This is a genomic window from Sphingomonas sp. MMS24-J45, assembly GCF_044881195.1.
Lineage (GTDB): Bacteria > Pseudomonadota > Alphaproteobacteria > Sphingomonadales > Sphingomonadaceae > Sphingomonas.
Genome location: NZ_CP173255.1, coordinates 986351 through 998636, shown reverse-complemented (window position 1 = coordinate 998636; position 12286 = coordinate 986351). Strand labels below are relative to the sequence as shown.

Here is a 12286-nt window from a genome sequence, read left to right as displayed (position 1 = left end):
TCCGCGTTCGGCTCGTTCAGGCCCAGCCGGCACTGATGCCGCGCGGGGAGGCTCTCACGATGGCGGATGCGACCGCGGTACTCGATCACTACGATATCATCCTGCGACCCGATCCGGCGCGGACCGTGGTCCGGCCGTTTGAGCTCGACTATCCGGGAAAATTCCGCGTCGCCGGGCACACCCGTGCACAGGCCGTGGTCGATCGCATCCTATCGCTCGACGATGCCGCGCTTGCAGCCGAACTCGCGCAGATCGTCCATTCGCTCGATGAACGGCACCGCGACGTCGATGCGATGCTCCGTCGGCGCTATGACGAGGTCGCCGCGCTTCTCCCCGCGCCGATCAGCCCGAGCGACGGCCAGCGGCGCTTGATCGGTGCCTATTTCAGCGCCGAATTCTCGTATGAGGCAGCGGCGCTGTTCAACCCAAGCGCCGTGCTCGCGCCGGATCAATCGAATGCTCCGCCCGGGGGGGTGCGCTTCGTCCTGTCGCTGCGCGGCATCGGCGAGGGTCATGTCTCCTCGGTCGCGTTTCGCACTGGAAGCTGGGTTCCGGGCGAGAGCCTGTCGGTCGATTCACCCAGCCCGGTCGCGGTACCGCCGATCATCGAGGGGGCAAGCGTCGATGCTGGCGCGGTGGTGCATCTCCATTGCGGCGGCGCGCACGATATTTCGGAGACGGTACTGTTCCCGATGCTGCCGAGCCAGCTGCACGGGATCGAAGACGTGCGGATGGTGCTGTTCACCGATGACGACGGCGCGACCTGCTATCACGCAACCTATACCGCCTATAACGGTGCCGACGCGCGGCCCGAATTGCTGTCGGGCAGGGATTTCCACAGTTTCGAAATGCGTGCGCTGTCCGGGGACGCCGCGGGGGCCAAGGGCATGGCGCTGTTCCCGCGCCGCATCGGCGGCCAGTTCGTCATGCTCGGGCGGCAGGATAGCGAGAGCATCTGGCTGCATCGCTCCGACGACATTTTGCATTGGGACGGCGGCGCGAAGGTCGTTAGCCCGCGCTATCCGTGGGAATTCGTGCAGATGGGCAATTGCGGCTCGCCGATCGAAGTGGACGAAGGCTGGCTGGTGTTTACCCACGGCGTCGGCACGGTGCGGAACTATTGCGTCGGCGCGTGCCTGCTCGACAAGGACGATCCTTCCAAACTGCTGGCGCGCACCCCCGAACCGATCCTGCAGCCCAGCCCGGGCGAGCGTGACGGCTATGTACCCAATGTCGTTTATAGCTGCGGCGCGCTGGCGGTTGGACGCGATATTCTGCTGCCCTTCGGCGTGGCGGATAATTTCACCGCGTTCGCAAGCACGACTGTCGATCGCTTGCTGGCGGTGATGGAGTAGCCGGTCAGCCTTCATAAAGGTCAACGCGCGCCTACATTAGCGCCATGAGCAGCTTCTCCGATCTCGGGCCGCATGGTCCGCTCTATCTGCTGATTGCGGGCGTGATCGCGGCGATGATCCTCGCACGGCGCATTCCCGTTTTTGGCCGCTTGTTGTCGTTCGCGGTGACGGCGGGGGCGATCGTGCTGGTGACGCTGCTGGTTGCCGAGCGCGCGCAGTTCGACCCGATGTTCGCGAAAGTGGCGCAGCGTTTCTCGCTTGGCGGGCAACGCATTGTCGGCAAGGAAATGCGCATTCCGATGGCCTCGGACGGGCATTTCTGGGTGCGGGTCAAGCTCGGTGATGTCGAGCGCCGGATGCTGGTTGACAGTGGCGCGACCGTCACCGCGATCTCGGTCGATACTGCCGCGCGCGCGGGGATCGAGCCCAATGCTAATCTGGTGCCGGTGATGATGCAGACCGCCAACGGATCGGTCGCCGCGCAGACCGCGATCGCGCCTGAGGTGCGGATCGGCAATGTGGTCGCACGCGATCTGCCGGTGGTCGTCTCGCCGGCGTTTGGCGACATGAACGTGCTGGGGATGAACTTCCTGTCGCGGCTCAAATCGTGGCGGGTGGAGGATGGCGTCCTCATCCTCCAGCCGCACCACCCGCAGGAGGCGGGAGCATAGCCCTCGTATCTCCCCTCCCTGGAAGGGAGGGGTTGGGGGGTGGGTTGGTGTGGGGCGGGCACGGCGTTCGACAACGAGCCGACCCACCCCCGGCCCCTCCCTTCCAGGGAGGGGAGAGTCCTATGCGTCGATGCTGGTCCCCAGCGCGGCATGCACCAGCCCGCCATCGACCGTGATCGTATCGCCGATCACATAATCCCCCGCGCGGCTGGCGAGATAGATGGCGGCACCCGCCATATCCTCATCGACGCCGATGCGCTTGGCCGGGATGCTCTTGGCAATCGCCTCGCCATGATCACGCGCGGCGCGGTTCATTTCGCTGGCAAAGGCGCCGGGCGCGATCGAGGTGACGTTGATATGGTCGGTCACCAATCGCGCGGCCATGCGCTTGGTCAGATAGATCAGCGCCGATTTCGACGCCTGATAGCTGTAGGTCTCCCACGGGTTGAGCCGCTGTCCGTCGATAGAGGTGATGTTGATCACCTTGGCCGGCCGCCCCGCGCTCGCCGCGGCCTTCAGCGGCTCGAACAGCGCCTGCGTCAGGAAGAAGGGCGATTTGACGTTGAGGTCCATCACCTTGTCCCAGCCCTTTTCGGGGAAGGCCTCGAACGGCTCGCCCCAGGCGGCGCCGGCATTGTTGACCAGAATGTCCAGCCGGTCGGTATGTTCGGCCAGTTGCGCAGCGAGCGCCTTGCAGCCCGCGACCGTGGAGACGTCCTGCGGCAGCGCGATGCACTTCTCGCCCAGTTCCTCCGCGGTCGCGAAGCACGCATCGGCCTTGCGGGCGGAAATGTAGACGGTCGCGCCCTGCGCGATGAAGCCCTTCGCGATCATCTTGCCGATCCCGCGCGATCCGCCGGTGACGAGAGCCATCCGGCCGTCGAGCCGGAATAAGGTGGTGGTGTCCATTTTCTTCTCTCCTGATTACCCCCCGCGCTTGATCGTCTCGCGCGCGATGATGATTTGCTGGATCTGGCTGGTGCCTTCGTAAATCCGGAACAGCCGTACGTCGCGGTAAAGCCGCTCGATCCCGTAATCGGCGATATAGCCCGCACCGCCGAAGATCTGTACGGCGCGGTCGGCGACGCGGCCCACCATTTCCGAGGCATAATATTTCGCGGCGGCCGATTCCATCACCACGTCCTTGCCCGCATCCTTTGCCGCTGCCGTCTCCAGCACCAGCGCGCGGGCAACCAGCGCTTCGGTCTTCGAATCGGCGATCATGGCCTGGATCAATTGATGCTCGGCGATCGGCTTGCCGAACTGCTTGCGCTCGGTCGCATAGGCGACGCAGTCGGCGATCAGCCGCTCGGCCACGCCCACGCACACCGCCGAAATGTGCAGCCGACCGCGATCGAGCACGCGCATCGCGATCTTGAATCCCTCGCCCTCGGCACCCAGCCGGTTTTCGGCGGGCACGATCACATCGTCGAAATTGACGTCGGCGACCTTGGCACCCTTCTGGCCCATCTTCTTCTCGGGCTCGCCGATGCTCACCCCGGCAAGATCGCGCGGGACGAGGAAGGCAGAGACGCCGCGCGCTCCGGGATCATCGCCGGTGCGCGCCATCACGGTGAACAGATCGGCCTTGTCGGCATTGGTGATGTAGCGCTTGGTACCGGACAGGCGATAGGATTGCCCGTCGAACACCGCGCGCGTCTTTACCGCGCCCGAATCGGAGCCGATGTCGGGCTCGGTCAGCGCGAAGCTGGTGATGATCTCGCCACTGGCAATCTTGGGGAGCCACGCCGCTTTCTGTTCGGCATTGCCGGCCATCACCAGGCCCTGCGATCCGATCCCGACATTGGTGCCGAAGGTCGATCGGAATGCCGGGGTCGTGCGGCCCAGTTCGATCGCAACCTTGGCTTCCTCGAGCATGGTCAGCCCCAGCCCGCCATATTCCTCGGCGATCGACAGGCCGAACAGGCCCATGTCGCGCATTTCCTGCACGATCTCGGGAGGAATCGCATCGGCTTCCTCGACCGCGCCTTCCAGCGGGCGGAGGCGTTCTGCGACGAAGCGGCGGACCGTATCGATCAGCGCGTCGAAGGTTTCCGGGTCGAGAGCCATGGGTCGGGTTCCATTGCGGGTCAGGTCTGCTGCGTGCGATGCCCGATCCGGCCGCGCCTCGCAAACCCGAAATTCCAAAAACCACATCGTCCCGCGCATTGACCGCGCGTTTCGCCGTACTAAAGTGACAAAAACGCCCTTGAGGGTTTTAGGAGACGATCATGCGGTTTGCCGGAAACCGTGCCGTGGTAACGGGCGGCGCGTCAGGGATCGGGCGTGCGACGGCGCTGCGGCTGGCGCGCGAAGGGGCCGAAGTGTGGATCGGCGATATCGATGTAGCTGCTGGTCAGGAAATCGCCGAAACGTCCAACGGCCGCATCCACTTCGTCCGTACCGACGTGATGGAGGTGTCCGATATCGCCGCGCTGATGACGGCGGCCGATGCGGCAGGCGGGATCGACGTGCTGTTCAACAATGCCGGTGCTGGCGGCGCGCGCGAGAAGATCGACGCGATCAGCCCGGAGGATTGGGACCGTACGCAGAATTTGCTCCTGCGATCGGTTGCGATGGGAATCCGCTACGCCGCGCCGCTGATGATCGCGCGCGGGAAGGGCGGGGCGATCGTCAACACCGCCTCGATCGCCGCGCTCCAGACCGGCGCTGCACCGACCGCCTATTCGGTCGCGAAAGCTGGCGTGCTGCATCTGACTACGATGGCGGCGGCGGACCTGTCGCAGCACAATATTCGCGTCAATGCGGTGTGCCCGGGCTTCATCACCACCAACATCTTCACCTCCGCGCTCGGGATTACGGGGGCCAAGCGCGACATGGCCAATGGCATGATCGGACAGGCTGCCGCGCAAGCCCAGCCGCTGCAGCGCGCCGGAACAGCGGACGACATCGCCGCCGCCGTCGCCTATCTCGCCAGCGAGGATGCGGGCTTCGTCACCGGCACGCACATCACCGTCGATGGCGGCATGACGATCGGCCCGCGTCACAGCTGGGATGCCAACGCCCCGTCGATGTTCGCGGCGCTGGAGGCGTTCGCGCAATGAGCGCCGCCGCGCCGCTCGCGATCCCCGCCGCGCGAAAGCTCGGCGCGCAAAGCCGCCTCTCCTTCGGAATCGGCTCGATCGCATACGGCGTGAAGGACAATGGCTTCGCGACCTTCCTGCTGCTCTATTACAATCAGGTCGTCGGCCTGCCCGCCAGCCAGGTCGGTCTTGCCATCATGGCGGCGCTGGTGGTGGAGGCATTCGTCGACCCGATGGTCGGCTATCTGTCCGATCACACGCGCGGGCACTGGGGGCGGCGGCATCCGTGGATGTACGCCTCGGCGATTCCCGTCGCGATCGGCTGGATCCTGCTCTGGAACCCGCCGCATTGGTCGAACGGCGCGACCCTGCTGTATGTTTTCGGCAGCGCGCTGCTGGTGCGGATCGCGCTGTCGGCGTTCGAAATCCCGTCCTCCGCGCTCGGGCCCGAACTCAGCTCGGACTATGACGAGCGCACCAAGCTCTTTTCCTATCGCTACCTGTTCGGTTGGGGCGGGGGCTTGGCGATGCTGGCGCTGGCATATGGCGTGTTCCTGGTGCCCGATGCGACCCACACGGTCGGCACGCTCAACGCGACCGGCTATTCGCACATGGCCTATTTCGCGGCGGCGGTGATGGCGGGCGCGATCCTGCTGTCCGCGCTCGGCCTGCACCACGAAATCAAGTTCCTGCCGAAGGTGGCGAAATCGACCGAAACCTTTGCGGAGCATTTCCGCGATTTCCGCCGTACCGTGGCAAACCGTGGTTTTCTGATCCTGATGGCGGCAGGTGTGTTCGCCTACACCGCGCAGGGCGTGTCGTTCGCCTTGTCGGTCTATCTCTACCAGTTCGTCTGGCAGTTCGATCGTGGCGATTACAATTGGTTGTCGCTTGCGCTGATGATCGGTGCGTTGGGGGCCTTCTTTCTGGCACCCGGCCTGACCAAGGGCGGGGATAAGCCGCGCATCGCGATGATCGCGTCCTTCAGCAGCGCGACACTGCTTGTTACGCCCTATGTGCTGCGCCTGCTCGGCTGGTTTCCCGAGATCGGCTCACACTATCTGCTGCCGACATTGCTCACGATCTTTGCCGCCAATACCGCGTGCGGCGTATCGGCCTTCATTCTCGGTGCGGCGATGTTGTCGGACGTGGTCGAGGATTCCGAACTGCGCACGGGCAAGCGGTCGGAGGGCGTGTTCTTCGCCGGTGGCTTCTTCGTGCAGAAACTGGTGGGCGGGCTCGGCATTTTCACCGCAAGCGCGATCCTGGCGTTCGCGGCCTTTCCGCAGGCGGCCAAGCCCGGCCTGGTGCCACTTGCGACGATCGATCGGCTGACGCTCGTTTTTGTCGTGCTGGAACTCACGCTCTACGGCCTCGCCGGGTTGTTCTATTCCCGCTTTCCGTTCGGACGGGCGGAGCATGAAGCACGCCTTGCCCGGGCGGCGGTCATCCCGCCGGCCTGACGAAGGCGCTCAACACCCAGCCTGAACGGCACGGCCCGGCATAATCGCGCGGCGCAGCGAGGGATGCGGTGACCCCGCAATCGCTGTCCGGCGCGTCGGCGGGTGGCACCACGACGCCTTGCCAGCGCTGATCGAGCGAGCGCGTGCACAGGAACAGCCGTGTGCCCTCGTCGAGCCGCGCCACCTCATCAGCCTCGGCAAAGGGGGCGGCGCGCAAGGCGAGATAGCGTTCGCCGGTCGGGGAGAGGTTCACGACCTGGCCGCCGGTGGCACAGGCACGGAAGGCAGCGCCGCCTTCGCCGATCCGGACGGGCTTTACCCCTGGGGTCAGCGCCACTGCATTGGTTTGATACAGTGCGGAATCGTTGTCCCCGGCCATGCTTTCCCGCGAGCAAGCAGCGAGCAACAGGAGGAACGCCAAAGCGGGATGTTTCATGTAGACGATTCTTAGCGGCGAACCAGGCTATTGGCGAGCAGACATCGTCCAAAAGGATGGCCGCGGCACGTGCCGTCGACCACCCATCGCGCGTTAAACTCACTTCGTCGGAAAAGGTTCCGTTCGGCGCGCGGCGGGGTTTTCAAGCCCGCTATGAGATGCTTTGACACACTCAACGAGTTCACGACGACCTTTGGGGGGTCCCGATGACAATCCGTACTTTGGCAGCGCGATTCGCGCTGGTGGTTTCCTGCGCGCTGATGACAGCGACCCCCGCCATGGCGCAGTTCTGGCAGTGCGCGCCCTATGCGCGGATGATTTCCGGCATCGAAATCCGGGGTAACGCCAACACGTGGTGGGGTCAGGCCGCCGGCCGCTACGCCCGCGGCCATGCGCCGAAGGTCGGCGCCGTGCTCGCCTTCGCCTCGACCAGCCGGATGCGCCTCGGCCATGTCGCGATGGTCAGCGAAGTGGTGAGCGACCGCGAAGTGCTGCTGACCCACGCCAATTGGTCGCGCCGCGGCGGCGTCGAGCGCGATGTTCGCGCGATCGACATTTCCGAAAATGGCGACTGGAGCCTGGTCAAGGTCTGGTACGGCCCGCAGGGCGGCCTCGGCACCTCGGCCTATCCGACGAAGGGCTTCATCTACGCCGATCGCGCCCCGGCGCATGAGACTGGCGAAGACCAAATCGAGCGCGGCGCGATGGCACCGGTGGTGATGGCCGCGCTCGATCTGGGCGACGTCCGTTTCTGAGACCGTTTCGCGGACGGCGACTTTCCACCGACGTTCGCCCTGAGCTTGTCGAAGGGCACCTCTCGACATTCTCCCGCCCCGCGTGCGGAGAGCCCGGCTTCGACAGGCTCAGCCAGAACGGATTGCGATAATCGCCGTTTGGCCCAAGCAAGGCCCGGCAACGCGCTACGCCTTTCCGGGCGTAAAGGTCATCGCCACGCCGTTCATGCAGTAGCGCTTGCCGGTCGGCTTCGGCCCATCGTCGAACACATGGCCGAGATGCCCACCACAGCGGCGGCAATGCACTTCGGTGCGCACGAAGCCGAGCGTCGAATCCGCCCGCGTCTTGACCGCATTCGCCAGCGGCGCCCAGAAGCTCGGCCAGCCCGTGCCGCTGTCGAACTTGGTCTTGGACGAATAGAGCGGCAGCGCGCACCCCGCGCAGGAAAAGGTGCCGGCGCGATGCTCGGCATTCAGCGGGCTGGTAAAGGGCGTTTCGGTCTGTTCATGGCGCAGCACGCCATAGGCCGCGGGCGATAGCTTTTTCTTCCAGGCGGCATCGCTCAGCATCACCTCGAACTTCTCGGGCGCCGCGGTCGCGCCCTTGCAGCCGAACAGGGCGACGGCAGCGGTGCCCAGCCCGGTCAGCGTCAGGAAAGTGCGGCGGTCTTGCATCGGATCGGTCCTCCAGAGTCTTCATATCGTTATACGTCGAAACGTCGGGCTGAGTTACGCGTCGATCGCCCCGCAGGATGCGCGTCGGAACCGAAAATCGTTTCGCTCGCTTATCCCGCTATGACCATGCAACAACTCGATCCGCCACTGCCCGTCCATGTGCTCGACAAGGGTGCAGGCTATGCCTTTGCGGTGATCGATTATGGGCAGGAACATAATCTGATCTGGGTAACCGCAATCAACGAAACCGGCGAAATCTGGTGCGCGCCCAATCCGCGCGTGCGGATGCAGGCGAACTGGACGATGGGGCGCAAGGCCCCGCCTGCAGCGGCAGTGCGCGAGACCGGCGCTTGCGCGGCCGCGGAGGCTCCACTCGTCGCCGAGACCGCCAAGTCCAACTGACCCCTCAGTAGCGGCTGATCTCGACCGGCAGCTTGCGATAGCCGTGGACGAAGCACGCCGCGACGCGCTCGGGCTCGCCCAGCACGTTTACGCGCATCCGCCGCTTGGCCATTTCCTCGAGCAGCACGGCCACCTGCAATTCCGCCAGCCGCGCGCCGACGCAGCGGTGGATGCCGTGGCCGAAGGCTAGATGCCGCCGCGCATTCGGGCGATCGACGATGATGCGGTCGCCATCGGGAAACACGCTCTCGTCGCGATTGGCCGAGACGTACCACAGCGCCAATTTGTCGCCCGCCTTGATGTCCTGCCCCTCCAGCACCGTATCCTCAGTCGCGGTACGGCGCATGTGCGCGAGCGGCGTCTGCCAGCGGATGATTTCCTGCACCGCATTGGGGATCAGCGACGGGTCCGCCTCCAGCTTGGCGCGCTCGTCGGGGAATTGGTCGAGCCCGTAGGCAACCGCGCTCATCGTGTTGCGCGTGGTGTCGTTGCCGCCCACGATCAGCAGGATCAGATTGCCGAGAAACTCCATCTGATCCATTTCCGACATCGCGTCGGAATGGATCATCATGCTGATCAGGTCGGGGGTCGGCTCCTTGCCGACCTTGCCGTTCCACAGATTCTGGAAATAGGCGCCGCACTCATACATGTGCTTCAGGCGTTCTTGTCGCAATTCCTCGTTCTTGACCAGCTCGATATCGCCCGCCCAGTCCGACCAGAAGGTCAGCTTGCGCCGGTCTTCCCACGGAAAATCGAACAGGATCGCCAGCATCTGCGTGGTCAGTTCGACCGAAACCGTGTCGACCCAATCGAACGGTTTGTTCCATTCCAGCGTGTCGAGAATCTCGGCGGTGCGGGTGCGGATATTGTCCGTCATCCGCACCATTTCGGAGGGCGTGAAGGCGGGGGCGACGGTGCGGCGCTGGCCAGTGTGCTTGGGCCGGTCCATCGCGATGAACATCGGCATGCGCACGTCGGTCGGGTTGTTTTCGATGAAGTCGGCGAGCGTGATGCCGCCTGCCTGCGACGAATAGAGTTCGGGCATCAATTCGACATGGATGATCGGCTTGTAGGTCGACACCGACCAATAGGGGCCGAAGTCGGAATGCTCGACGCGGTGCACCGGCGATGTCGCGCGCAGCTCGCGGAACGGCGCTTGCCAGACATCGTCGCGGTACAGTTCGGGTCGGCTTACATCGAGCGGATTGACCGCAAGCGCAGGAGCTTCTGATGCCAGAGTCGCCATATCTACCTCTCCGTCTTTATGGCGGGAGGAGACGACTAACTGACATTCTTGTCAATAGGAGATTCAACTCGGTTCGGCGACCGGCTCCGACGCAGGGCTGCGGCGGCGTTTGAACCACGATCCGCTACCCGATTGCAGAACCCCGCGCCGGAACGCGCGCGCGCCGACCGTGATCGCGATCGCGACCCATAGCGCCTGCCAAGCGAGGGCCGCGGCGTGCGGCCACAGCTCGGGCTTGTTCGCCGCGTGTGCCGCCATCGCGTAGGGCGAGCTGAGCGGAAACAGCTCGACGAACCACGTCCGTGCTGAATCCGGCGCGCCCGTCGCCGACAGCGCGAGCCCGAACATCGCAACCTGGATGACCGTGATCGGCAGCGACATCATCTGCAATTCGCGCGGCGTAGAGGCCTGCGCACCCGCACCCAGAAATACCGCGCCGAGCAGCAGATACGCCATCGCGAAATAGGCGAAGAACAACAGATAGAACATCGGAACGCCGACCGCAGGGCCGATCTCGCCGATCGCACGGGCGTAATTGGCGGGCAGGATGCCGCCGATCTGGCTGACCAAGGTCGCCCAGAACGCGACGAACAGCAGCGCCGACCCGAACATGCCGACCAATTTGCCGAAGAACACCGCCTCCAACGGCACCGCTGCGGCGAGCACTTCGATTACCTTGTTGCTGCGTTCCTCCATCATCGTGCCGACCGCTTGCCCCGCCAGCAGCAAAGTCAGGAAGAAGATGCCGAATACCGCGATGAAGGCGGCTTGTTTGTGCCCGCTGTCGGTCGGCGCAGCGCGCGCGATCGAAGTGAGCGTTGGCGTGCTGAGTTGCGCAGCCTTGGCCGGATCGGTGCGCAGCGTCGCCTCGGCGAGCGAGCCGAGATAGCGCGCGTCGGCGCGGCCCTGCCCGCCATAGAGGATCGTCGGCTTGGTCAAGTCGCCGTAGAGCGCCGCCGTCGTATCGTCCTTCTTGCCGCCACTGAACGTCGCGCGGGCCTGTGCCTCCGGTTCGGCGGTCGGGGACATAATCGTCAGGATCGAGGGCTGGTCCGCGCGGGAGAAGACCGCACGCAACCGCGCATCGGCGCTGCGCATCGCGGCCTGTTGCGCCGGCGCGACGATCGCGACGATGCGTGTCTTGGCATTCGATCCCTCGGTGACCGAGCGCGCGCCCATTCCGCCGACCAGCCCGAAGCCGATCGTGAAGACCGGCGACAGCAGAAACAGCAGGAAGGTCGGCGTGAAGACGGTCGCGACGAAATCGCGCCGCGCGATGGTCAGGGTCTGGCGGACGATCCGGGGGAGGGTGCTCATCGCGCTTGCTCCAGGGCGGCCTTGCCGACGATCCGCACGAAGGCATCGTGCAAGCCGGGGCGCTCGATCGACAGGCCGGCAATGCCGTGGCCCGCGCCGATCAAGCGGCTGAGCGCTTGCTCGACCCCGCCTTCGGGCACTTCGAAATTCCAGCCATGTTCGTCATGCCGCGCATCGGCGGGCAGGTGATCGGCCACCCCCGGATCGTCGCGCACCGGCACATAATGCGCGCGCATCGGCAGCATCCCGCGTGCATCGGAAACGGTGCCCTCGAACCGCCGCTTGCCGCCCGCGATGATCGCGAGCCGATCGCACAGCCGTTCGGCATGCGCCATCACGTGGGTGGAGAACAACACCGTCGCGCCGCGGTCGCGCTCGGCGAGGATCAGCGCTTCGAGGCGTTCCTGATTGACCGGATCGAGCCCCGAAAAGGGTTCGTCGAGCACCAGCAGATCGGGCTGATGCACCACCGACCCTAGCAATTGCACGAGCTGCGCCATGCCCTTGGAAAGCTTGCGGATCTTGGTGTCGACCGCGTGGCCGAGCCCTGCCGCCTCAAGCAGCGCCACCGCGCGCTTGCGCCCGGTTTTCAGGTCGAGACCGCGCAACGCCCCCATGAAGGCAATCGCATCCTTCGCGCGCATCGCCGGATAGAGCCCGCGCTCCTCTGGCAGATACCCTACCCGGTCGCTCGCGTCGCGCGGGCGGTCATGGCCCAGCAGCGTGCGCGTCCCGCCATCGGGCTCGATGATGCCGAGCAACATGCGCAGCGTCGTCGTCTTGCCCGCACCGTTCGGCCCGAGCACGCCGTAAATCGCACCCTTCGGCACCGCGATGTCGACGCCGTCGACGACACGCTTGCCGCCGAAATTCTTGATGAGTCCCGTGGCCGAAACCGCCAGATCGTTGCGCAACACGAATTCCCCCATCGGTTGGACTCGTG

The 12286-nt window shown here is 65.1% G+C and carries 13 protein-coding genes; 6 read left to right on the top strand and 7 right to left on the bottom strand.

Annotation, left to right across the window (positions count from 1 at the left end; genetic code table 11):
• Positions 1–59: 59 nt before the first annotated feature.
• Together AB5I39_RS05080 and AB5I39_RS05075 are read left to right on the top strand one after the other, a co-directional pair.
• Positions 60–1355, top strand: coding sequence for a glycoside hydrolase family 130 protein (locus tag AB5I39_RS05080; RefSeq protein WP_404371991.1), 1296 nt, complete (start codon positions 60–62; stop codon positions 1353–1355).
• A gap of 44 nt (positions 1356–1399) precedes the next feature.
• Positions 1400–2026, top strand: coding sequence for a TIGR02281 family clan AA aspartic protease (locus AB5I39_RS05075; RefSeq protein ID WP_404371989.1), 627 nt, complete (start codon positions 1400–1402; stop codon positions 2024–2026).
• A 120-nt stretch (positions 2027–2146) separates the two neighbouring features.
• On the opposite strand, the gene AB5I39_RS05070 is transcribed toward AB5I39_RS05075, so the two are convergent.
• Positions 2147–2935 (bottom strand): SDR family oxidoreductase, encoded by a 789-nt coding sequence (locus AB5I39_RS05070; protein WP_404371987.1) that lies wholly within the window; start codon positions 2933–2935, stop codon positions 2147–2149.
• A gap of 15 nt (positions 2936–2950) precedes the next feature.
• Complete coding sequence (locus AB5I39_RS05065; protein ID WP_404371984.1) at positions 2951–4096, bottom strand: acyl-CoA dehydrogenase family protein; 1146 nt, start codon at positions 4094–4096, stop codon at positions 2951–2953.
• 161 nt (positions 4097–4257) lie between these two features.
• Between AB5I39_RS05065 and AB5I39_RS05060 the strand changes: the two genes are divergently transcribed.
• The gene (locus AB5I39_RS05060) at positions 4258–5091 is read left to right on the top strand and encodes an SDR family NAD(P)-dependent oxidoreductase (protein ID WP_404371982.1); all 834 of its coding nucleotides are present in this window, start codon (positions 4258–4260) and stop codon (positions 5089–5091) included.
• Positions 5088–6533 carry an MFS transporter gene (locus AB5I39_RS05055; RefSeq protein ID WP_404371979.1) on the top strand — a complete coding sequence of 482 codons (1446 nt, stop codon included), beginning with the start codon at positions 5088–5090 and terminating at the stop codon, positions 6531–6533. The genes AB5I39_RS05060 and AB5I39_RS05055 overlap by 4 nt, the downstream gene beginning before the upstream one ends.
• Here the strand turns inward: AB5I39_RS05055 and AB5I39_RS05050 are convergent.
• Complete coding sequence (locus AB5I39_RS05050; RefSeq protein WP_404371976.1) at positions 6517–6969, bottom strand: hypothetical protein; 453 nt, start codon at positions 6967–6969, stop codon at positions 6517–6519. The two genes, AB5I39_RS05055 and AB5I39_RS05050, sit on opposite strands and share 17 nt — an antisense overlap.
• Positions 6970–7175: 206 nt before the next feature.
• Between AB5I39_RS05050 and AB5I39_RS05045 the strand changes: the two genes are divergently transcribed.
• A complete protein-coding gene (locus AB5I39_RS05045; RefSeq protein ID WP_404371973.1) occupies positions 7176–7724 on the top strand; it encodes a CHAP domain-containing protein in 549 nt (182 codons plus the stop codon).
• Between the two features lie 165 nt (positions 7725–7889).
• Here the strand turns inward: AB5I39_RS05045 and msrB are convergent, their stop codons facing one another.
• A complete protein-coding gene (msrB, locus tag AB5I39_RS05040) occupies positions 7890–8378 on the bottom strand; it encodes a peptide-methionine (R)-S-oxide reductase MsrB (RefSeq protein ID WP_404371970.1) in 489 nt (162 codons plus the stop codon).
• Between the two features lie 120 nt (positions 8379–8498).
• Between msrB and AB5I39_RS05035 the strand changes: the two genes are divergently transcribed.
• Positions 8499–8780, top strand: a complete 282-nt coding sequence (locus AB5I39_RS05035) for a hypothetical protein (RefSeq protein ID WP_404371967.1) — start codon at positions 8499–8501, stop codon at positions 8778–8780.
• Positions 8781–8784: 4 nt separating this feature from the next.
• On the opposite strand, the gene AB5I39_RS05030 is transcribed toward AB5I39_RS05035, so the two are convergent.
• The 3 genes from AB5I39_RS05030 to AB5I39_RS05020 all read right to left on the bottom strand — a co-directional run bounded on the left by AB5I39_RS05030 (position 8785) and on the right by AB5I39_RS05020 (position 12272).
• Entirely contained in the window at positions 8785–10026 is a 1242-nt protein-coding gene (locus AB5I39_RS05030) for a cytochrome P450 (RefSeq protein WP_404371965.1), read from the bottom strand.
• A gap of 63 nt (positions 10027–10089) precedes the next feature.
• Positions 10090–11343, bottom strand: a complete 1254-nt coding sequence (locus AB5I39_RS05025; protein ID WP_404371962.1) for an ABC transporter permease — start codon at positions 11341–11343, stop codon at positions 10090–10092.
• Positions 11340–12272, bottom strand: a complete 933-nt coding sequence (locus tag AB5I39_RS05020) for an ABC transporter ATP-binding protein (protein ID WP_404371960.1) — start codon at positions 12270–12272, stop codon at positions 11340–11342. The genes AB5I39_RS05025 and AB5I39_RS05020 overlap by 4 nt, the downstream gene beginning before the upstream one ends.
• Between the last annotated feature and the right edge of the window lie 14 nt (positions 12273–12286).

Excerpts from the sequence above, each read along its gene's own strand:
- AB5I39_RS05080 (WP_404371991.1), top strand. The coding sequence starts at position 60 with ATGGCGGATGCGACCGCGGTACTCGATCACTACGATATCATCCTGCGA.
- AB5I39_RS05075 (WP_404371989.1), top strand. The coding sequence starts at position 1,400 with ATGAGCAGCTTCTCCGATCTCGGGCCGCATGGTCCGCTCTATCTGCTG.
- AB5I39_RS05070 (WP_404371987.1), bottom strand. The coding sequence starts at position 2,935 with ATGGACACCACCACCTTATTCCGGCTCGACGGCCGGATGGCTCTCGTC.
- AB5I39_RS05065 (WP_404371984.1), bottom strand. The coding sequence starts at position 4,096 with ATGGCTCTCGACCCGGAAACCTTCGACGCGCTGATCGATACGGTCCGC.
- AB5I39_RS05060 (WP_404371982.1), top strand. The coding sequence starts at position 4,258 with ATGCGGTTTGCCGGAAACCGTGCCGTGGTAACGGGCGGCGCGTCAGGG.
- AB5I39_RS05055 (WP_404371979.1), top strand. The coding sequence starts at position 5,088 with ATGAGCGCCGCCGCGCCGCTCGCGATCCCCGCCGCGCGAAAGCTCGGC.
- AB5I39_RS05050 (WP_404371976.1), bottom strand. The coding sequence starts at position 6,969 with ATGAAACATCCCGCTTTGGCGTTCCTCCTGTTGCTCGCTGCTTGCTCG.
- AB5I39_RS05045 (WP_404371973.1), top strand. The coding sequence starts at position 7,176 with ATGACAATCCGTACTTTGGCAGCGCGATTCGCGCTGGTGGTTTCCTGC.
- msrB (WP_404371970.1), bottom strand. The coding sequence starts at position 8,378 with ATGCAAGACCGCCGCACTTTCCTGACGCTGACCGGGCTGGGCACCGCT.
- AB5I39_RS05035 (WP_404371967.1), top strand. The coding sequence starts at position 8,499 with ATGACCATGCAACAACTCGATCCGCCACTGCCCGTCCATGTGCTCGAC.
- AB5I39_RS05030 (WP_404371965.1), bottom strand. The coding sequence starts at position 10,026 with ATGGCGACTCTGGCATCAGAAGCTCCTGCGCTTGCGGTCAATCCGCTC.
- AB5I39_RS05025 (WP_404371962.1), bottom strand. The coding sequence starts at position 11,343 with ATGAGCACCCTCCCCCGGATCGTCCGCCAGACCCTGACCATCGCGCGG.
- AB5I39_RS05020 (WP_404371960.1), bottom strand. The coding sequence starts at position 12,272 with ATGGGGGAATTCGTGTTGCGCAACGATCTGGCGGTTTCGGCCACGGGA.